Origin of the sequence: Streptomyces sp. Tu 3180 (assembly GCF_009852415.1) — a bacterium.
GTDB lineage: Bacteria > Actinomycetota > Actinomycetes > Streptomycetales > Streptomycetaceae > Streptomyces.
The window spans coordinates 5,486,338-5,505,751 of sequence record NZ_WOXS01000002.1 but is presented as its reverse complement, the minus strand read 5'-3'; the positions used below and the strand labels follow the sequence as shown (position 1 = coordinate 5,505,751).

General features: G+C 72.5%; 17 protein-coding genes and 2 pseudogenes. 7 read left to right on the top strand and 12 right to left on the bottom strand.

What is annotated here, in order from left to right:
- Positions 1–97: 97 nt before the first annotated feature.
- Both GL259_RS25850 and GL259_RS25845 read left to right on the top strand, forming a co-directional pair.
- Positions 98–2,467, top strand: a complete 2,370-nt coding sequence (locus GL259_RS25850) for a ribonucleoside-diphosphate reductase subunit alpha (RefSeq protein WP_159535714.1) — start codon at positions 98–100, stop codon at positions 2,465–2,467.
- Positions 2,467–3,486, top strand: a complete 1,020-nt coding sequence (locus GL259_RS25845; RefSeq protein WP_159535713.1) for a ribonucleotide-diphosphate reductase subunit beta — start codon at positions 2,467–2,469, stop codon at positions 3,484–3,486. Before GL259_RS25850 ends, GL259_RS25845 begins: the two co-directional genes overlap by 1 nt.
- 40 nt (positions 3,487–3,526) lie before the next feature.
- On the opposite strand, the gene GL259_RS25840 is transcribed toward GL259_RS25845, so the two are convergent.
- Positions 3,527–3,763 (bottom strand): hypothetical protein, encoded by a 237-nt coding sequence (locus GL259_RS25840; RefSeq protein ID WP_243762388.1) that lies wholly within the window; start codon positions 3,761–3,763, stop codon positions 3,527–3,529.
- A gap of 108 nt (positions 3,764–3,871) precedes the next feature.
- On the opposite strand from GL259_RS25840, the gene GL259_RS25835 reads away from it, so the two are divergent.
- Positions 3,872–4,834: a helix-turn-helix domain-containing protein gene (locus GL259_RS25835; RefSeq protein WP_159535711.1), complete on the top strand. Its 963-nt coding sequence runs from the start codon at positions 3,872–3,874 to the stop codon at positions 4,832–4,834.
- 21 nt (positions 4,835–4,855) lie between these two features.
- On the opposite strand, the gene GL259_RS25830 is transcribed toward GL259_RS25835, so the two are convergent.
- From GL259_RS25830 to GL259_RS25785, 10 genes and pseudogenes are all read right to left on the bottom strand, one after another.
- Positions 4,856–6,226 carry a cytochrome P450 gene (locus tag GL259_RS25830; protein WP_159535710.1) on the bottom strand — a complete coding sequence of 457 codons (1,371 nt, stop codon included), beginning with the start codon at positions 6,224–6,226 and terminating at the stop codon, positions 4,856–4,858.
- Positions 6,223–7,308: an epi-isozizaene synthase gene (cyc1, locus tag GL259_RS25825; RefSeq protein WP_159535709.1), complete on the bottom strand. Its 1,086-nt coding sequence runs from the start codon at positions 7,306–7,308 to the stop codon at positions 6,223–6,225. The genes GL259_RS25830 and cyc1 overlap by 4 nt, the downstream gene beginning before the upstream one ends.
- A gap of 291 nt (positions 7,309–7,599) precedes the next feature.
- Positions 7,600–8,250: a peptide deformylase gene (gene def / locus GL259_RS25820; RefSeq protein WP_159535708.1), complete on the bottom strand. Its 651-nt coding sequence runs from the start codon at positions 8,248–8,250 to the stop codon at positions 7,600–7,602.
- Between the two features lie 79 nt (positions 8,251–8,329).
- Positions 8,330–9,310, bottom strand: coding sequence for a hypothetical protein (locus GL259_RS25815; RefSeq protein WP_159535707.1), 981 nt, complete (start codon positions 9,308–9,310; stop codon positions 8,330–8,332).
- Between the two features lie 190 nt (positions 9,311–9,500).
- Complete coding sequence (locus GL259_RS25810; RefSeq protein WP_159535706.1) at positions 9,501–10,739, bottom strand: HD domain-containing protein; 1,239 nt, start codon at positions 10,737–10,739, stop codon at positions 9,501–9,503.
- Positions 10,736–11,430 (bottom strand): annotated as a pseudogene (locus tag GL259_RS39550) (HD-GYP domain-containing protein). The gene GL259_RS25810 and the pseudogene GL259_RS39550 overlap by 4 nt, the downstream one beginning before the upstream one ends.
- 816 nt (positions 11,431–12,246) lie before the next feature.
- Positions 12,247–12,576, bottom strand: coding sequence for a mycothiol system anti-sigma-R factor (gene rsrA / locus GL259_RS25800; RefSeq protein WP_159535705.1), 330 nt, complete (start codon positions 12,574–12,576; stop codon positions 12,247–12,249).
- Positions 12,573–13,262 (bottom strand): RNA polymerase sigma factor SigR, encoded by a 690-nt coding sequence (gene sigR, locus GL259_RS25795; RefSeq protein WP_208026628.1) that lies wholly within the window; start codon positions 13,260–13,262, stop codon positions 12,573–12,575. The genes rsrA and sigR overlap by 4 nt, the downstream gene beginning before the upstream one ends.
- A 256-nt stretch (positions 13,263–13,518) precedes the next feature.
- On the bottom strand, positions 13,519–14,151 hold the full coding sequence (locus GL259_RS25790) for an alpha/beta family hydrolase (RefSeq protein WP_159538976.1): 633 nt from the start codon (positions 14,149–14,151) through the stop codon (positions 13,519–13,521).
- Positions 14,152–14,221: 70 nt separating this feature from the next.
- Positions 14,222–15,037, bottom strand: coding sequence for an SOS response-associated peptidase (locus GL259_RS25785; protein WP_159535703.1), 816 nt, complete (start codon positions 15,035–15,037; stop codon positions 14,222–14,224).
- 55 nt (positions 15,038–15,092) lie between these two features.
- Here GL259_RS25785 and GL259_RS25780 point away from each other — a divergent pair, with 55 nt between their 5' ends.
- The 4 genes and pseudogenes from GL259_RS25780 (at position 15,093) to GL259_RS25765 (ending at position 18,731) form a co-directional block, all read left to right on the top strand.
- Positions 15,093–15,833, top strand: coding sequence for a M50 family metallopeptidase (locus tag GL259_RS25780; protein WP_159535702.1), 741 nt, complete (start codon positions 15,093–15,095; stop codon positions 15,831–15,833).
- Between the two features lie 108 nt (positions 15,834–15,941).
- Positions 15,942–17,257 (top strand): annotated as a pseudogene (aroA, locus tag GL259_RS25775) (3-phosphoshikimate 1-carboxyvinyltransferase).
- A 12-nt stretch (positions 17,258–17,269) separates the two neighbouring features.
- On the top strand, positions 17,270–18,280 hold the full coding sequence (gene rsgA, locus GL259_RS25770) for a ribosome small subunit-dependent GTPase A (protein WP_159535701.1): 1,011 nt from the start codon (positions 17,270–17,272) through the stop codon (positions 18,278–18,280).
- Between the two features lie 127 nt (positions 18,281–18,407).
- Entirely contained in the window at positions 18,408–18,731 is a 324-nt protein-coding gene (locus GL259_RS25765) for a multidrug efflux SMR transporter (protein ID WP_159535700.1), read from the top strand.
- Positions 18,732–18,741: 10 nt separating this feature from the next.
- Here GL259_RS25765 and GL259_RS25760 read toward each other — a convergent pair whose 3' ends face one another.
- Positions 18,742–19,353 (bottom strand): TetR/AcrR family transcriptional regulator, encoded by a 612-nt coding sequence (locus tag GL259_RS25760; protein ID WP_159535699.1) that lies wholly within the window; start codon positions 19,351–19,353, stop codon positions 18,742–18,744.
- Between the last annotated feature and the right edge of the window lie 61 nt (positions 19,354–19,414).

Genomic DNA, 19,414 nt, shown 5'->3' with positions numbered 1-19,414 from the left:
CCTCGTGGAATGGGCCGGTGGACGCGACGCCGCGTGCGTTCGTGTGCTGCCCCCCGCCCTCGGCGAGGCCCCCGTGCCGAGCGAGGGAGAGCCCCACGTGACCATCGCGCCAGCCGATCCGGCTTCAGCGGTCGACGTGACAGAGCAGAGCGACGGCCCCGGTGCCGCGCTGCTGCGGACCCTGACCGAGCTGACCGCCGACCTGCCCGACGCGGACCCCGGCCGGGTCGCCGCCGCCGCGCTGCGCGGCCGGTCCGCCCGCGCCGACGAGACGGAGCTGCGGGAACTGGCCACCGAGGCCGCGGCCGGGCTCATCTCCGAGGACCCCGCCTACTCCCGGCTGGCCGCCCGGCTGCTGACCGTCGGCATCCGCGCCGAGGCCGCCTCGCAGGGCGTCACGTCGTTCACCGGGTCCGTCGCGACCGGGCACCGCGAGGGCCTGATCGCCGACCGCACCGCCGCGTTCGTCCGGCTGCACGCGGACCGGCTCGACGCGCTGATCGACACCCGGGCCGACGACCGCTTCGGCTACTTCGGCCTGCGCACCCTCCACAGCCGCTACCTGCTGCGGCACCCGATCACCCGCAAGGTCGTCGAGACGCCCCAGCACTTCCTGCTGCGGGTCGCCGCCGGTCTCGCCGAGGACGACAGCGTGCGGTCGGTGGACGAGGTCGCCGCGCTCTACGGGCTGATGAGCCGCCTGGACTACCTGCCCTCCTCCCCCACGCTGTTCAACTCCGGCACGCGGCACCCGCAGATGTCGTCCTGCTACCTGCTGGACTCCCCCAAGGACGAGCTGGACTCGATCTACGACCGCTACCACCAGGTGGCCCGCCTCTCGAAGCACGCCGGCGGCATCGGCCTGTCCTACTCCCGCGTCCGGGCCCGCGGTTCGCTGATCCGCGGCACCAACGGGCACTCCAACGGCATCGTCCCGTTCCTGAAGACGCTGGACGCCTCGGTCGCCGCCGTGAACCAGGGCGGACGGCGCAAGGGCGCGGCGGCGGTCTACCTGGAGACCTGGCACTCCGACATCGAGGAGTTCCTGGAGCTGCGCGACAACACCGGTGAGGACGCCCGCCGCACGCACAACCTGAACCTCGCGCACTGGGTGCCGGACGAGTTCATGCGCCGGGTGGACGCCGACGGCCGGTGGTCGCTGTTCTCCCCGGTGGACGTGCCGGAGCTGGTCGACCTGTGGGGCGAGGAGTTCGACGCCGCCTACCGGGCCGCCGAGGAGAAGGGGCTGGCCAGGAAGACCCTCCCCGCGCGCGAGCTGTACGGCCGGATGATGCGCACCCTCGCGCAGACCGGCAACGGCTGGATGACCTTCAAGGACGCCGCCAACCGCACCGCCAACCAGACCGCCGAGCCGGGCCACGTCGTCCACTCCTCCAACCTCTGCACGGAGATCCTGGAGGTCACCGACGACGGGGAGACGGCGGTCTGCAACCTGGGGTCGGTCAACCTCGGCGCGTTCGTCGACACGGCCGCCGGCGACCTCGACTGGGCGCGGCTGGACGCGACCGTGCGCACGGCCGTCACGTTCCTCGACCGGGTCGTGGACATCAACTTCTACCCGACCGAGCAGGCGGGCCGCTCCAACGGCCGCTGGCGCCCCGTGGGTCTGGGCGTCATGGGGCTGCAGGACGTCTTCTTCAAGCTGCGCCTGCCCTTCGACTCGCCCGAGGCCCGGCGGCTGTCCACCCGGATCGCCGAGCGGATCATGCTGGCCGCGTACGAGACCTCCGCGGACCTCGCCGAGCGCAACGGTCCCCTGCCCGCCTGGGAGAAGACCCGCACCGCCCGGGGCGTTCTGCACCCGGACCACTACGCCGCGGACCTGACCTGGCCGGAGCGCTGGGCGGCGCTGCGCGAGCGGATCGCGGCCGTCGGGATGCGCAACTCGCTGCTCCTCGCCATCGCGCCCACCGCCACCATCGCCTCGATCGCGGGCGTGTACGAGTGCATCGAGCCGCAGGTGTCCAACCTGTTCAAGCGCGAGACGCTGTCCGGGGAGTTCCTCCAGGTCAACTCCTACCTCGTCGACGACCTCAAGCGCCTCGGCGTGTGGGACGCGCGCACCCGCGAGGCGCTGCGTGAGGCGGGCGGCTCGGTGCAGGACTTCGCGTGGATCCCCGAGGAGGTGCGCCGGCTGTACCGCACGGCGTGGGAGATCCCGCAGCGCGCGCTGATCGACATGGCCGCCGCCCGCACCCCGTTCCTCGACCAGGCGCAGTCGCTCAACCTGTTCCTGGAGACGCCGACCATCGGCAAGCTCTCCTCGATGTACGCGTACGCCTGGAAGCAGGGCCTGAAGACGACGTACTACCTGCGTTCGCGTCCGGCGACCCGGATCGCGCGCGCCGCACGGGCGCAGACCGCCGTCCCCGTCCCGCAGCCGGCCCCCGAAGAGGCCGTCGCCTGCTCCCTCGAGAACCCCGAGTCCTGTGAGGCCTGTCAGTGATGACCAGCACCACCCGTCCCCAGAACCTGCTCGACCCGGGCTTCGAGCTCACGCTGCGCCCGATGCGCTACCCCGACTTCTACGAGCGCTACCGGGACGCCATCAAGAACACCTGGACCGTGGAGGAGGTCGACCTCCACTCCGACGTGGCCGACCTCGCGAAGCTGAGCCCCGCCGAGCAGCACCTCATCGGCCGGCTGGTGGCGTTCTTCGCCACCGGTGACTCGATCGTGGCGAACAACCTGGTGCTCACGCTGTACAAGCACATCAACTCCCCCGAGGCGCGGCTGTACCTGTCGCGGCAGCTCTTCGAGGAAGCGGTCCACGTCCAGTTCTACCTGACCCTGCTGGACACCTACCTGCCCGACCCGGACGACCGGGCGGCCGCGTTCGCGGCGGTGGAGAACATCCCCTCCATCCGGGAGAAGGCCGAGTTCTGCTTCCGGTGGATGGACTCGGTGGAGAAGCTCGACCGGCTCGAGACGCAGGCGGACCGCCGCCGCTTCCTGCTCAACCTGATCTGCTTCGCCGCGTGCATCGAGGGCCTGTTCTTCTACGGGGCCTTCGCCTACGTCTACTGGTTCCGCAGCCGGGGCCTGCTGCACGGGCTGGCGACCGGCACCAACTGGGTGTTCCGCGACGAGACGATGCACATGTCCTTCGCCTTCGACGTGGTCGACACCGTGCGCAAGGAGGAGCCGGAGCTGTTCGACGACCGGCTCGGGCAGCAGGTGACGGACATGCTGCGGGAGGCGGTCGAGGCGGAGCTGCAGTTCGCGCGCGACCTGTGCGGCGACGGGCTGCCGGGGATGAACACCGAGTCGATGCGGCAGTACCTGGAGTGCGTCGCCGACCAGCGCCTGACCCGGCTGGGCTTCGCCCCGGTGTACGGCTCCGAGAACCCGTTCTCCTTCATGGAGCTCCAGGGCGTGCAGGAGCTGACCAACTTCTTCGAGCGGCGCCCGTCCGCGTACCAGGTCGCCGTGGAGGGCACGGTCGACCTGGACGAGGACTTCTAGGGGGTTCCCCACAGGGCGCCGGTCCGGGTGCCACCTCGCCTCACGCCGCCCGCGCGGTGCGGTGCGAGGTGGCGTCCCGCGCGGCACGGCGCGACGCGGCGCCCCGTGCGGTGCGGGCCGGTGCGGCGGTGTCGCGCCGTTCCGCGGCGGCGCGGCCCGCCTCCGCCCGCCTGATCTGCCGGTCGATCCGCCGGTCGCGCACGATGCCGATCACGGCGGGGAGGACCATCAGGACCAGCAGGCCGAGGACGGTCAGCGTTCCGATCAGTGCTTCCATGCGTGTCGTATCCATGGACACCACTGTCGCGCCGAACACTCCTTACCGGCAGTGGCAGGACTGCCGTAGAACCTCGATTTACTGCCAGCGGTGAGGCACACTGACGGCATGCTCCACGACGTGGCGGCCGTCCTCCTCGACGGTGTGAACCCCTTCGAGCTCGGTGTCGTCTGCGAGGTCTTCGGCGTCGACCGCAGCGACGACGGCCTGCCGGTCTACGACTTCGCCGTCGCCTCGGCCGAGGGCCGCGCGCTGCGCAGCAACACGGGGTTCTCCCTCCAGGTCGAGCACGGCCTGGAGCGCCTGGAGACGGCGGACCTCATCGCCGTGCCGGCCGGCTCCCGCTACGAGTCGCGGGACTTCCCGCCGGAGCTGCTGGACGCCCTGCGCCGGGGCGTGGACCGGGGCGCCCGGGTGCTCAGCGTCTGCTCCGGCGTGTTCGTGCTCGCCGCCGCCGGGCTCCTCGAGGGCCGGCGCGCCGCCGCCCACTGGCGTCACGCGGAGGACCTGACCAGGCGGTACCCCCATCTGACCGTCGAACCGGACGTGCTCTACGTCGACGAGGACCCGGTGATCACCTCCGCGGGCACCGCCGCCGGCATCGACGCCTGTCTGCATCTGGTGCGCAAGGAGCAGGGGCCGGAGGTCGCCAACAGGATCGCCCGGCGGATGGTCGTGCCCCCGCACCGCGACGGCGGCCAGGCCCAGTACATCGAGCGCCCGCTGCCGCGGTCCGGGGGCGACACGGTCTCCGGGGTGCTGGTGTGGATGGAGCGGCACCTCGACGAGGAGGTCACCGTCGAGCAGCTGGCCGCCCGCGCCCACATGTCCCCGCGCACCTTCGCCCGCCGCTTCCGGCAGGAGACCGGCACCACGCCCTACCGCTGGATCCTGCGCCAGCGCGTCCTGCTGGCCCAGCGCCTGCTGGAGGCGACGGACGAGACGGTGGACGCGATCGCGGGCCGCACCGGTTTCGGCGACGCGGCCGCCCTGCGCCACCACTTCGTGCGCACCGTGGGGACCACGCCGAACGCCTACCGGCGGACGTTCCGCGGCCCCGAGGCCGCCTGAGCGCCCGCCGGCGGGCGGGGCTCACCGGGCGACCGGCCTCACCAGCAGCCGGTTCGGGCGCAGGGTGATGCCGACGCGCGTGGTGTCGTCCGAGCCGGCCGCCTGCTCGAAGCGGAACCGGGTGGCCATCGCCGCGGTGATCAGCGTCAGCATGGCCATCGAGAAGTGGTCGCCCGGGCACTTGCGGTTGCCCACGCTGAAGGGCCGCATGGCGTGTTTCGGCACGTCCTTCGCGCGTTCCGGCCGCCACCGGTCGGGGTCGAACTCCAGGGGACGCTCGAAGGACTTCGGGTCGCGCTGGATCGCGTACGGGCTGTAGACGATGTCCGCCCCGGCCGGAATGCGATAGCCGCCGAGTTCCGTGTCGGCCACCGCCCGGCGGGTCAGAATCCAGACGGCCGGACGCAAACGCATTGCCTCGACGACGACATTGTTGGTGTGCGCGAGCTTGCGGACGTCCTCGAATGCCACGGCGCGCCCACCGGTCACGGCTTCTACTTCGTCGCGCACCTTGTCCCCGTGTTCCGGGTGCGCGGCGAGCAGCTCGAGCAGCCACATGATCGTGGAAGCGGTCGTCTCGCTGCCGGCGGTGAGTATCCCGACCACCTGGTCGTGAATCTCCTGCTCCCCCACGGGGTCGCCATTGTCGTCCTTCGCGTCCAGCAATAACGTCAGCAAATCGTTCGGCTTTTGACCGGATGCCCGGCGCTCGGCCACGATCTCGTCGACGAGGAGATGCATATCGGCCAGCGCCCGGTTGAATTCGCGGTTGGCCGGGAACGGCAGCTTGTACAGCGGGCCGAGCGGCACCACCATCCGCCGGTACATCCCGCAGAAGACGGTGGTCAGGGCGGCGCACAGCCGCTCCGCCCGCCCGTCGATGAACCGGCCGCGCAGCAGGCAGCGGGCCGTGACGCGCACGGCGACCCGGAAGGCCTCGAAGGTGCAGTCGACGGTCCGCCCGGAGGACCACCGTTCGGTCAGGGCGTGCGCCTCCTCCTCCATGATCGGGCCGTAGGCGGGGATGGCGTCGAGCCTGAAGGCGGGCTGGAGGGTGCGCCGCCGGCGCCGGTGCAGCGGACCGTTGGAGGTGGCCACGCCCTCCTTGCCGAGCAGGCCCTCCAGGGACTCCCACAGCGGCCCGGAGATGATGTAGTCGGGACTCAGCGCCAGCGCCCCGGTGAGGTCGGGCGTGGTGACGGCGTACACCGTCTTCGGTCCGAGCCTCAGGCGCACGACGTCGCCGTGGTCGCGCAGCCGGGACATGAAGGCCAGCGGGTCGCGGACCAGCTTCCAGCCGTGGCCGAGGACGGGAACGCCTCCGCCCGCCACCGGCGGTTCGCGCAGTGCGGTCACCGCGGACGCTTCGGGTTTCACCGACTCGACGGTCATTTCTCACCTGCCGCTTGGTTGTTGACGTACGGGGGCGTGGACCGGTCGTCCCAGCTGTCGACCCTGTACCGGCCGGACTCGTGGTGGAACCAGTAGACGGAGCTGAACCAGTTCCGCATGTTGCCGATGCAGGCGCGCACGGCGGCGCTCGTTTCCTTTCCCCGCACCGTGCCGTCGTCGAGGCCGTCGGCGAACCGCAAGGCGTCCCGCTCGACGTCCAGGAATTCGCTGATGCATTCCTCGACGCGACGCCTCACTTCGGCGATCGCCTCTTCGAGGGTCAGCCCCTCGTGAGTGACGAGACTGATTCCCAGATTGTGCACCTCACTGCCCGCCATTTCCTTCGGCAGCGAGCACAGGTCGTTGTACCAGGCGGCGAATTCCTGGCTGAGCAGCGCCGCCTTCCGGTAGGCCGGGTTCTTCCGCACCGTGTCCGGGAGTTCACAGCCGGCACTGGGTTCCAGGAGATCGGTCCAGATCCGGTGCGCGAAGGTGAGCCGGCGGAGTTCCAGGTATTCCTCGACGGTGGGGACGATTCCCTCCGTGCGGTTGTGGAACTCCCGGTCGTACGCCTCGATCACCGCGTGGAAGTGCCGCGCGAACCGGGCGTTCCAGGTGCCGGACAGGAACGTGTACAGCCGCTGCACGCTGTCCGCGAGCCCCGCCACCACCGGATCCCCGTGGTCCAGGTGGTCGGCGGGGCTGTCGAGGGCCGAGTGCAGCCGCTCCTTCAGCCGCCGCCAGGCGGCGGGGCGGCCGTGCACGATGTCGCGGTCGTGCCGGTCGTCCCAGACGAAGAACCACGCGCTGTAGTCCGCTATCGCCTGCAGAACCTCGTCGGGGGCTCCTGTGTAGTAGCCCGCCATGAGGTCGGTGTAGCGCAGCCCGTCGGCGTGTTCCTCCACCGTGTCGGCCGGCATGAGCCGCTTTTCGAGCAGCCACGCACGTGTTGTTCCCTGGAGCTTCGGCCAATACGGGTGGAGTTGCCGGGGAAACGCCGCCTCGATCACCGGGAGAGACAGCGCGGGTGGAACTGCGATGGTGGTCGGTGTCGATGTGGTGCCGTGTGACAAAGCATGCACGAACAATCCCCTCTCAGCCGCCGGTTGCGACGTGCGCCCGCCCCCGTGCCGCGCGTGCGCCGGTGCGTATCCCCGCACCTCCATTCAGCACCACAACTGACCGCTCTGGGAACGGATTTGCTCTATTCACCCCACCAGGAAGCCGAGATTCCTCCGCGACGTGTCCGATTCCGGATCAGTGCGGAGCGATAGGGGATCGAACACATGGCGGACACACGAACGGCGCCCGATCCGGGAACAGGCCCGGTCGGACGCCGTGCGCGAGGGGATCCGCGGCCCCGGGGCCGGGTGTCAGTCGTTGGCGACCACGGGGTAGCGCGGTTCGTTCTCGGCCATCTGCCGCAGCGCGTCCTTGCGTTCCCGCTTGGACAGCCGGTCGATGTAGAGGTAGCCGTAGAGGTGGTCGGTCTCGTGCTGCAAACACCGTGCGAAGTAGCCGGTGCCGCGTACCTTGACGGGGTTGCCCCACTCGTCCTGACCGGTCACCTCGGCGTAGTCGGGACGGGCCAGCGGAGCGTACGCGGTGGGCACCGACAGACAGCCCTCGTTGCTGTCGTCCAGCCGGCGCTTCTCGGCGGGCAGTTCGACCAGCTTGGGGTTGCAGACCACGCCGACGTGGCGCACGCCCTCGTCGTCCGGGCAGTCGTAGACGAAGACCTTCAGGTCGACGCCGATCTGGTTGGCGGCCAGGCCCACGCCCTCGGCGGTGCGCTGGCTGGCGAACATGTCGTCGACCAGCTTGCGCAGCTCGTCGTCGAACTCCGTGACGTCCCTGCACTCCTTGTGCAGCACCGGGTTCCCGACGACCGTGATCGGGCGGGAGGTGCCGCGCTCGCGGTAGGCGGCCTCGCGCTCCTCGCAGTCCTCCGTGTCGATGACGTACCCCTCGTCGTCGACGGGGAGCACGCTCGCGTGCTGCTGATCGGTGTCCTGCTGAGCCATGACCGACGTATGCCTTCCTGGAAAACATGGGGGTGTGATGCTGATACAGGGTACGGCGACCGGCCCCCGGACCTCCGCCCTAGCAGACCTCTTCCAGGTCCCGCCAGTCCCGGGAATCCGGGCTGTCCGCGACCCACCCGTCCAGCAGCCCCCTCACCAGGGAAGCCGGCGCGGCCACCCCGCACTCCCGCTCCGGCACCCACAACTGGCCGTCGGTGCGGTGGCCGAGCGGCCCGGGATGTCCCGGCTCGCTGTGGTCGTGCGGGTCGAGGTGCTCGCCGTCGCCCTCGTCGGACGGCATCCGGGACTCCGAGCACATCCGGCACAGCAGCCGCACGGAGGACGACCAGTCCTCGGCGGCGAACCCGGCGTCGGAGGCCAGCTGCTCCAGCGCGTCCCGGTCGGCCTCGGAGGCGGCCTCCAGCAGCACCACCCAGGTCGGCACCGGTGAGGGCGCCCACAACTCGATCTCGTCGAAGACCGGGTAGGTGTGTCCGGCGGCCGTGCTCCGCTCCCCGTGCGGCACGCCGTCGTGCAGCACGACCTCGCCCCAGCGGCGCCCGGAGGACGGCAGCGGAATGGACAGCACCTCGATCCGGGCGGGATCGAGCCGCCGCCCCCACACGACCTCGGCCTCCCCCTCCGGGGACAGCCGTACGGCCGCGCTGCCCAGGTCCATGCCGAGGGGCTCGCCGGAGTCGGTGGCCGGGCCGGGGACCCTGAGTCCGTAGGCCTGCCAGGCCCGCCGGGCCAGCGGCCAGTCCTGCAGTGCGGTGGCGGCGATGCCGACGTTCCACCAGTCGGGAGCGCCGGTGTCGCGGTCGAGCAGCGCGACGGCCCGCAGACCGGCCGCGCGCGCCTGCTCCCAGTCGTGCCGGAACTTGTGCAGCAGCGCGAGGTTGAACCACGACTCCGACAGCCACGGCTCCAGATCGGCGGCCCGTGTCAGCAGCGCGCCCGCGTCCTCGTACCGGCCGTCGCCGATGAGCGTGAACGCGCGGTCCGTGGCCTGCCGCCAGGAGGCGGAGGGCCGGTGCCGTCCCTTGCCGAAGATCCTCACGATTCCCGCCTGCCAGTTCCGTGCGGTGGGCTGGCTGTGTCTTTCCGCGCCCCCGGACACCCTCTTCTTCGCATCCAACCACGTACGGCCGGAGAGGCGCTCATTACCCATGGGTTACCCAGCCTCGGACGGGGTCAGACCGCCCCGTTCGTGGCCCTCACCACGCCCGGCCCCCGAACGCGCGCGGCGCTCAGCTCCCGTACGCACGCACCACCTCCGTGTTCCGTGACAGCACCCGGGCCAGTGCCTCGACCACCTCCGGGGCGTACTCCCCGGCGGTCGCCAGCCGCAGTTCCTCCAGCGCGGTCAGCGGCCCGCCGGGCCCTCCTTCCCTGGACTTCTCCTCGTACGCGTTCACCACCCGGACGATCCGCGCGGCGAGCGGCTGCTCCCGGTGCGGGTCGGCCTGCCGTTCGACGATCCGGGCCACCTGGGGGTCCACCCCGGTCTGGCGTACGACCGCGCCGCCGAGCAGGGCGATCCGCCGCTGCTCGGTGACCGGCAGGCCGGCGGTGGCGCCCGCGGGGACCGGGTCGACGAGGCTGAGCTGGCCGATGTCGTGCATCAGGGCCGCGTACTCGAGCACGGTCAGCTCGGGCTCGGCCAGCCCGAGGTCCCGGCCCACCGCCTGGCTGAGCGCCGCGACCCGGTGGGCGTGCCCGGCCGGGGTGTACCCGGCGATCTCGGTGGCCCGCGCGAGGGAGGCGATGGTCTGCCGGTAGGTGGCGCGCACGGCGGCGTACCGCCGGTAGGACAGCTGGGCGAGCAGCAGCGGCACGGAGAAGACGGGCAGCGCCCACAGGCCCACGACCGCGGCCCCGAGCGCCATCACCGCGCTCGTGGCGACGACGGCGGCCCCGATGCCGGGCACGGCCCGCAGTTCGTCGCGCAGCGTCGGCAGGAAGGGCCACCCGGTGCGGGAGTGGGCCAGCGCGGCGGCCAGCACGGCGTCGCACAGCGCGGTGAGGGACAGCAGGGCGAGCAGCAGCAGCGCGTGGGCCGGCCCGCTCCAGTCGTCGAACGCGCCCTGGCTGTACAGGGGCTGGAAGCACACGGCGACGAAGCCGACGGTGAGCACCCGGCGGGCCAGTGGGTCGAGGGTGGGGCCGTGGCCGCGCCCGACGTGCGGCACGCTGCCGAGCAGGGAGGCGGCGAGCACCACGGTGACGGCCTGGGCGGCGCCGTGGTGGGTGGGCCGGCCGCCGGCCTCGCCGAGCAGCGCGTACGACAGCGACCCGGCGGCGGCGAGCGGCGCGGCCTGCCTGATCCGCGTCCCGTTGCGCCGGGTGAGCTCGCCGACCGCGACGAGCACGCCGAAGGCGAGGGCGGTGGCGCGGTCCTCGACGCCGTGGTGGAGGGTGACGCCCAGGGACCCGGCGGCGAGGACCGCGGCGCACGTGTGGACGAGGGTGTGGAGCCCGGGCCTCATCGGCGCGCCCCGGACCGGTCGGCGACCGGTGCGGCGGGCGCGGCCACGGCACGGGCGCGGGCGTCGTCGGCGGTCACCTCGGGACGCCATCCGACCCGGCCGATCACGCGCACCAGGGCGGCCACCATCCGCGGGTCGAAGTGGGACCCCGCGCACCGCTGGAGCTCCTCCAGCGCCACGGGCACGGGCCGGGCCCGGCTGTAGGAGCGGGTGGAGGTCATCGCGTCGAAGGCGTCGGCGACGGCGACCACCCGCGCGGACTCCGGGATCTGACTGCCCGCCAGCCCGTAGGGGTAGCCGCTGCCGTCCAGCCGCTCGTGGTGGTGCAGCACCGCCGCCCGGGCCTCGCCCAGGAAGGAGATCCCCCGCACCATCTCGTGCCCGTACTCGGGGTGCAGTTCGATCACCCGCCGCTCCTCGGGGTGAGCGGACCGTCCTTGGTGAGCAGCCGGGTGGGCACGCCGAGCTTGCCGACGTCGTGCAGGATGCCCGCGAACCGCAGCACCTCGACCCGTTCGTCGTCCATGCCCAGTTCGCGCGCGATCATCATGGACGCCTGTCCGACGCGCTCGCTGTGCCCGCGCGTGTAGCCGTCCTTGATGTCGACGGCCTGGACGAGGGCGCGGATCGTCGCCCGGTGCGCGGCCCGTTCCCGGTGGTACTGGGCGAAGGCCCACCACGAGACGCACATCGGCAGCAGCACGAGCAGCGCGGCCACGGGCCCGTAGGGGCTGCGCCACAGCAGGGCCATCATGAGTCCGGCGAGACCGTGCACGGTGATCGGCGCCAGTGACCGCAGGAACAGCCGCCACCAGGCGTCCGGCCCCGCCGTCCGTCCCCCGCGCCGGAGGGGCACGCCCGCGGTCAGCGCCAGGAGGGCGCCGTCCAGCAGGGTGAGCACCAGGCAGAACACCAGCACCGCGGCCCCGGCGGTCCCGAGCGCGAGCGGGACGTCGCAGTCCGCCACCGCGTCCCGGCCGCCGACCGTCCGGTGGACCCGGCCCGCGGCCCACACGGCGAGCACCAGGCGGCCGGCCCGCCAGAGCCGTCGGGCCGGGTACGGCCGCCGCGCCACGGGGACGAGCAGCGCCCCGGGCAGGGCGGCCAGCGCCGCGGCGGGCGGCGGCAGCAGAAAGGCTCCGGCGAGCAGGACGGGGTAGAAGGTTCCGCCCGGGTGCGGGGTGCCGACGAGGCGCGACCGGGCGAGGCACTCGCAGCCGCCGTACAGCGCGGCGAGCAGGGCGACCGCTCCCCAGGGGACGTGGACGCCCGGGAGGGGCAGCAGACAGAACAGGCCCAGCAGGGCGACACCGGCGACCAGCGCGCGGGCCCGTCCCGGTAACGCCTCCATGAGCCCCTCCCGACCGTGCCCGACGCACTCGACCCGCCGCCTGTCAGGTCCTGGAGCCTAGGACGGCGCGGGGCGCCTCCGCGGGCCGATAACCCGCGGATTAGCACGTACGAGTGACGGCGGTCCCTTCCCGGGACGGTCGCACGTCGGGGGGTGTCAGGACTCCTGCGGTGCGGCCGATTCGGCCGGTGAAGCCGGTGCGGCGGTGACGTCCTGCTCGGGCACGGTCTGGCCGGAGCGGATCAGCTCGATCCGGCCCATGACCTTGGAACGCAGGTCGCCCGGTACGTCGTCGTGCCCGCAGCACCGCTTGACCAGCTTCTTCACCGCCTGCTCGAGCCCGTACTTCTCGAGGCAGGGCGAGCACTCCTCGAAGTGGTGCTCGAACTTGGTGCACTCGGTATCCGGCATCTCACGGTCGAGGAACTCGTAGAGATGATCGAGGATTTCGCTGCAATCCGTCTCGTGCGGCTCTCCGCAGCTCATGACCCCGAGCCTTTCGCTTCGTTCGACTCTCCGGCGCCGGCCGGGACCAGTCCGCGTTCGCGGGCGTAGTCCTCGAGCATGCCGCGCAGCTGACGGCGGCCCCGGTGCAGCCGGGACATCACCGTACCGATGGGTGTGCCCATGATGTCGGCGATCTCCTTGTAGGCAAAGCCCTCCACGTCCGCGAGATACACGGCGATGCGGAATTCCTCGGGGATCGCCTGGAGCGCTTCCTTCACGTCCGAGTCGGGCAGGTGGTCCAGCGCCTGCGACTCCGCGGAGCGCAGACCCGTGGACATGTGCGACTCGGCGCGCGCGAGCTGCCAGTCCTCGATCTCCTCGGCCGCGCTGCGCTGGGGTTCGCGCTGCTTCTTGCGGTACGAGTTGATGAAGGTGTTGGTGAGGATCCGGTACAGCCACGCCTTGAGGTTGGTGCCCTCGCGGAACTGGTGGAAGGACGCGTACGCCTTGGCGTACGTCTCCTGCACCAGGTCCTCCGCGTCGGCCGGGTTGCGCGTCATGCGCAGCGCGGCCGAGTACATCTGGTCGAGGAACTCGAGCGCGTCCCGCTCGAAGCGCGCGCTGCGCTCCGCGGTCGACTCCGCGCCCGTGCCGTTGCCCCGGCCCTCGGGCTGCTCCGCCTGGCCGTGTTCGGTCCCTGCGTCGGTACCGGGAACCGGACCCACCTCCTCCAGAGTTGTCGTGAGACCGAGACCGGTCTCACCCGAATCGGAGGATAGACGACGATCCGGTCCGCCCGCCGCCCGAATCGGGGCGGTCCTGGCCGCGTGCAGCACCGTCCACTCCAGGTCGGCGCGGCTGCTGCGGCTCGGGCAGAAGGTCGAACCCATGGGGCGAACTTCCTCTCCTACGGCGGCGGTGCCGTTGACCGGCACGTACGTCCGGCTCAACAGCGGGAGCCGCCGGGGCATTCCCGGCGCGTCACCCGAGTGAGCCGCACCACCGCACGACCGCGTCCGTGACCACCGCCACGGCCTCCTCCTGCGTGATGTCCGCCCGTTTGGGGACGGCGAAGCCGTGGTCGCCGTGCTCCACCCCGACCAGTTCGTACGCCCCCTCGGGGAACTCCTCCGGCCTGCCGAACGGATCGTTCCCGCCCTGGACGACGAGGGTGGGCACCCCGGTCCCGAGCAGCTCGCCGGCGCGGGACTTCTCGGGCCTGCCCGGCGGGTGCAGGGGGAAGCTCAGGGCGAGCACGGCGTGCGCGCCCAGCTCGCCGGCCGTGCGGCAGGCGACACGGGCGCCCGCGCTGCGCCCGCCCGCGACCACCGGCAGGCCGGGCCCGGCCAGCGCGGGCCAGACGCCGCGCCAGCCGGTGTCGAGGGTCTTCGGCGCCGGGGCCACCTTCTTGCCGGCCACGCGCCAGGGCTGCTCGACGAGGGCCACGCTCACGCCGTGGGCGGGCAGGGCGGCGGCGAGGGCCTTCAGGTCCCGGGCCTCGATGCCGCCGCCGGCGCCGTGGCCGACCGCGAGGACGAGGCGTGCGCCGCGCGGCGCCCGGTGCCAGGTGATGCGGGCGGGACCGGCGTCCGTCCCGACGGTCTCGACGGTCACGTCGGGGGTGCCGGAGGTGTCGGGGGTGCGGGTGGTGCCGGTGGTCACGTCGGGGCTCTCGGAGGTCACGTCAGAAGAGTGTGCCCTCTTCCGGCGCGGCCAGCTCGTTCAGCAGCTCCGGGCCGTTGTTGCGGACGTTGCTGACCGCCGTGGCGACCGGGTAGGCGCGCATCAGGCCGGGGGGCGGCGGGGCGAGCAGTCCGCGCAGGTCGTCGGCGTCCGTGCGGGAGGGGTCCAGCCAGGCGTCCCAGCGGTCCGGCGTGAGCATGAGCGGCATCCGCGGGTGGATCTCGGCCAGGGTGTGCGGGCCGTCCGCCGGGGACACCGCGAGCGGGCCCGTCTCCGCCTCGGTGGTGATGACGGTGCACGTCGCCCACCAGGCCTGCGGATGGTCGTCCGGCAGTGTCCGGTCCCGCCAGAACTCGTACAGCCCGGCCATCGCGAAGACCGAGCCGTCCGCCGGCGTCACGAAGTACGGCTGCTTGCGGGGGCGCTTCTTCTTCCCCTCGACCTCCAGGTCCCGCTCCTGCTTGCCGGTGACCCACTCGTAGTAGCCGTCGGCGGGCAGGATGCAGCGCCGGGTGGCGAAGGCGCGCCGGTAGGACGGCTTCTCGTGGACGGTCTCCGCGCGTGCGTTGATCATCCGGGCAGCGCCCTCGGGCGTCTTCGACCACGAGGGGACCAGGCCCCACCTCAGCTTGCGCAGCTGCCGAACCGGCCGCGGGTCGTCCGCGTCCTTCAGGGCGCGGTCGAGTACGGCGTAGACCTCTTTGGTGGGAGCCACGTTGTAGTCGGGCGCCAGGCTCTCCTCCGGCTCCCACTTGTCGATCTCGAAGATTCCTGCGAGATCCTCGGGCCTGCGACTCGCTGCATACCGTCCGCACATACGTGCAACACTGCCAGACTCCGTACGCCCAGGCAGAGGGAGCCAACGGAAACACATGGAAAGCACCACGAGCACGATCGGCACCGCGTCCGCCTCCCTCGCCTCCCTCTGGGACGAGGTCTCCGGCACCCAGCCCGACCCCGATCTGTGGGTGGTCGTCGCCACACTGGCCGCCGCGCTCGCCGTCGTCGTGCCGCACGGGCTGTGGCGGCTCTCGCGCAACGCCATCACCATCGCCCACGAAGGCGGTCACGGGCTCGTGGCCCTGCTGACCGGCCGCACCCTGACGGGGATACGCCTGCACTCGGACACCAGCGGCCTGACCGTCAGCCGCGGCAAGCCGCACGGCATCGGCATGATCCTGACCGCGGCGGCCGGCTACACCGCGCCCCCGCTGCTGGGCCTGGGCGGCGCCGCGCTGCTCGGCGCCGGGCGCATCACGCTGCTGCTGTGGCTGGCGACGGCGCTGCTGCTCGCGATGCTGGTGATGATCCGCAACGCGTACGGGGTGCTGACCGTGCTCGTCACCGGCGGCACGTTCGTGGCCGTGTCCTGGCTCGCCGGGCCCCAGGTGCAGGCGGCGTTCGCGTACGCCGTGGTGTGGTTCCTGCTGCTGGGCGGGGTGCGCCCGGCCTTCGAGCTGCAGGCCAAGCGGGCGCACGGGGGTGCGGGGGACTCGGACGCGGACCAGCTGTCCCGGCTGACGCACGTACCGGCGGGACTGTGGTTCTTCCTGTTCCACGCGGTGTCGCTGTGCTCGCTGCTCGGCGGGGGGCGCTGGCTGCTGGAGCTGTGACGGCCGCCCCGGGGCGCGTCCGGCGCCGGGGCGCGGCCGCGCTCCGGGCGGGCCACCGGCCACAACGCCGCCGTACCCGGACCACCCCCGCCCACTAAAGTGGGGCGCATGACCGTTAACCCCGCACACACCGCCCTCTGGCCCGCCCCGCACGCGAGCGGAGCCGTCGACGCGACGGTCCACGTGCCCGGGTCCAAGTCGGTCACCAACCGCGCCCTCGTGCTCGCCGCCCTCGCCTCCGAGCCGGGCTGGCTGCGCCGCCCGCTGCGCTCGCGCGACACCCTGCTGATGGCGGGCGCGCTGCGCGCCATGGGGGTCGAGATCGAGGAGGGCGTGGGTCCGGACGGCACGGGCGAGGCCTGGCGGGTGCTGCCCACGGGCCTGCACGGTCCGGCCGCCGTCGACGTCGGCAACGCGGGCACGGTGATGCGGTTCCTGCCCCCGGTCGCCACGCTGGCCGACGGCCCCGTCCGCTTCGACGGCGACCCGCGCTCCTACGAGCGTCCCCTGAACGGCGTCATCGACGCGCTGCGCCAACTGGGTGCCCGGATCGACGACGAGGACCGCGGCGCGCTGCCGATGACGGTGCACGGCGGCGGCGCCCTGGACGGCGGCACGGTCTCGGTCGACGCCTCCTCGTCCTCCCAGTTCGTCAGCGCCCTGCTGCTGTCCGCGCCGCGCTTCAACCAGGGCGTCGAGGTCCGGCACACCGGCTCGACGCTGCCGTCCCTGCCGCACATCCGCATGACCGTCGACATGCTCCGCGCGGTCGGCGCCCAGGTGGACACCCCGGAGTCGGGCGGCGAGCCCGACGTCTGGCGGGTCACCCCGGGCGCCCTGCTCGGCCGGGACCTGACCATCGAGCCGGACCTGTCCAACGCCCAGCCGTTCCTGGCGGCGGCGCTGGTGACCGGCGGCAGGGTCGTGGTCCCGGACTGGCCGGCCCGGACCACCCAGCCGGGTGACCGCCTGCGGGAGATCTTCACCGAGATGGGCGGTTCGTGCGAGCTGACCGAGTACGGGCTCGTGTTCACCGGCTCCGGGGCGGTCCACGGCATCGACGTGGACCTCGGCGAGGTCGGCGAGCTCACGCCGGGCATCGCGGCCGTCGCGGCGCTCGCGGACTCGCCGTCCACCCTGCGGGGCGTGGCCCACCTGCGGCTGCACGAGACGGACCGCCTGGCGGCGCTCACCAAGGAGATCAACGAGCTCGGCGGCGACGTCACCGAGACCGCCGACGGTCTGCACATCCGCCCGCGCCGGCTGCACGGCGGGGTCTTCCACACCTACGAGGACCACCGCATGGCCACCGCCGGCGCGATCATCGGCCTCGTGGTCGAGGGGTGCAGATCGAGAACGTGGCGACCACGGCGAAGACCCTGCCGGACTTCCCCGAGCTGTGGACCGGGATGCTGGGACAGTAGGGACTCACGACCATGCGCCGCTACGGCAAGCACACCGACGAGGACGACATCCGCTCCCGCCCCAACCGCAAGGGCAACCGGCCGCGCACCCACATCCGGCCCAAGCACGAGGACGCCGCCGAGGGCATGGTCCTCACCGTCGACCGGGGCCGGCTGACCTGCCTCGTCGAGGACCGGGTGGTGACGGCGATGAAGGCCCGGGAGCTGGGCCGCAAGGCGGCGGTGGTCGGTGACCGGGTGGCGATCGTCGGCGATCTGTCCGGCAGGAAGGACACGCTGGCGCGGATCGTGCGCATCACGGAGCGGACGTCGGTGCTGCGCCGTACCGCCGACGACGACGATCCCTACGAGCGGGTCGTCGTCGCCAACGCCGACCAGCTGGCCGTCGTCACCGCCCTCGCCGACCCCGAACCCCGCCCGCGCCTGATCGACCGCTGCCTGGTCGCGGCGTACGACGGGGGGCTGACGCCGCTGCTGGTGCTGACCAAGTCGGACCTCGCGCCGCCCGACAAGCTGCTGGAGCTGTACGGCGACCTCGACATCCCGTACGTCGTCACCAGCCGTGCCGAACTGGAGGCCGGCGCGGCGGCGGACCGGGTGCGGGAGCACCTGGACGGCCGGGTCACGGCGTTCGTGGGGCACTCCGGGGTCGGCAAGACGACGCTGGTGAACGCGCTGGTGCCGGAGGAACGCCGGCGCACCACGGGCCATGTGAACGCGGTGACGGGGCGGGGCCGGCACACGACGACCTCCGCGCTGGCGCTGCCGCTGTCGGGCGCGGACGGGTGGGTGATCGACACCCCGGGCGTGCGGTCCTTCGGGCTCGCCCACGTCGACCCGTCCCGGGTCATCCACGCCTTCCCCGATCTGGAGCCGGGCACGCAGGGCTGTCCCCGCGCGTGCAGTCACGACGAGCCGGACTGCGCGCTGGACGCGTGGGTGGCCGAGGGGAACGCGGATCCGGCGCGGTTGTACTCGCTGCGGCGGCTGCTGGCGACGCGGGAGCGCACGGAGGGCGACTAGGAATTCCGCCTTCATGTTGTTTGTCACGGTGTCCGGGCGGTAAGTGCATAATCGCACCGAGCCGGACCCGGACCCGTCGAACCCGGCGAAGCGGTCACCGTGCGTGGGGAGAACGGGAGGACGACACATGGCGTGGCTGCTGGTCGTGGTGGCCGGGTTGCTCGAGACCGGATTCGCCGTGTGCCTGAAGCTGTCCCACGGCTTCACGCGGCTGTGGCCGACGATCGCCTTCTGCGTGTTCGCGCTCGGCAGCTTCGGCCTGCTGACCCTGTCGCTGAAGAAGCTGGACGTGGGACCGGCGTACGCGGTGTGGACGGGGATCGGGGCGGCGGGGACGGCCGTCTACGGGATGGTGTTCCTCGGCGACCTGGTGTCGACGCTGAAGATCGTGTCGATCACGCTGGTGATCGTCGGGGTGATCGGGCTGCAGCTGTCGGGGTCGGCGCACTGAGCCTTCGCCGTCACGCGACGGGGTGCCGGCGCAGGGCGCTGCGGACCAGGTCGGCCACGCCGCCCTCGGCCGGGGGCGCGACGACGCAGGACAGGGCGAGGCGGACCACGAGTTCGCAGGAACGGGCCAGGTCGGGGGTGTCGGTCCGGGGTGTCCCGGGGCCGGCCAGGACGGCGACGGCACGGTCGCGGACGAGGGCCACGAAGTCGGCGGGCGAGGGCAGCGGACCGTCGGCGCGGCGCTGGGCGGGGACGGCGGAGGCGGACCGCGCGGGCGCGAGGGCCGGGACGGGCAGGCGTTCGCTCCAGCAGCCGGTGAGCATGGCGCGGACCAGGGCGTTCTCGCGGGCGGTGGAGGTCGTCCACTCGGCGGTCGCGGTCAGCCGGTCGCGCGCGTCGGTGGGGCCGGTGAGGGCGCGGTCGACGCCGGCGAGGTAGCCGTCGGCCTCCCTGCGGACGAGGGCCCGCGCGAGGCCGTCCTTGCTGCCGAACTCGTTGTACAGCGTCTGCCGGGAGACTCCGGCCGCGGCGGCCACGTCCACCATCCGCACCGCGGACCACGGGTGACGCGCCAGCGCCGTGTAAGCGGCGTCCAGCAGAGATTCCCGCGCTGCAGGCATCATCGCCTCCCTCGGGGCGAGCGACCGACCCTGCGGTTCAGATTTGACGCGTCCCCGGGGGCTG

Bases quoted from the DNA above. Each gene is read 5' to 3' on its own strand.
- GL259_RS25845 (WP_159535713.1), top strand. From the start codon at position 2,467: ATGACCAGCACCACCCGTCCCCAGAACCTGCTCGACCCGGGCTTCGAG.
- GL259_RS25840 (WP_243762388.1), bottom strand. From the start codon at position 3,763: ATGGAAGCACTGATCGGAACGCTGACCGTCCTCGGCCTGCTGGTCCTG.
- GL259_RS25835 (WP_159535711.1), top strand. From the start codon at position 3,872: ATGCTCCACGACGTGGCGGCCGTCCTCCTCGACGGTGTGAACCCCTTC.
- GL259_RS25830 (WP_159535710.1), bottom strand. From the start codon at position 6,226: ATGACCGTCGAGTCGGTGAAACCCGAAGCGTCCGCGGTGACCGCACTG.
- def (WP_159535708.1), bottom strand. From the start codon at position 8,250: ATGGCTCAGCAGGACACCGATCAGCAGCACGCGAGCGTGCTCCCCGTC.
- GL259_RS25810 (WP_159535706.1), bottom strand. From the start codon at position 10,739: ATGAGGCCCGGGCTCCACACCCTCGTCCACACGTGCGCCGCGGTCCTC.
- rsrA (WP_159535705.1), bottom strand. From the start codon at position 12,576: ATGAGCTGCGGAGAGCCGCACGAGACGGATTGCAGCGAAATCCTCGAT.
- GL259_RS25785 (WP_159535703.1), bottom strand. From the start codon at position 15,037: ATGTGCGGACGGTATGCAGCGAGTCGCAGGCCCGAGGATCTCGCAGGA.
- GL259_RS25780 (WP_159535702.1), top strand. From the start codon at position 15,093: ATGGAAAGCACCACGAGCACGATCGGCACCGCGTCCGCCTCCCTCGCC.
- rsgA (WP_159535701.1), top strand. From the start codon at position 17,270: ATGCGCCGCTACGGCAAGCACACCGACGAGGACGACATCCGCTCCCGC.
- GL259_RS25765 (WP_159535700.1), top strand. From the start codon at position 18,408: ATGGCGTGGCTGCTGGTCGTGGTGGCCGGGTTGCTCGAGACCGGATTC.
- GL259_RS25760 (WP_159535699.1), bottom strand. From the start codon at position 19,353: ATGATGCCTGCAGCGCGGGAATCTCTGCTGGACGCCGCTTACACGGCG.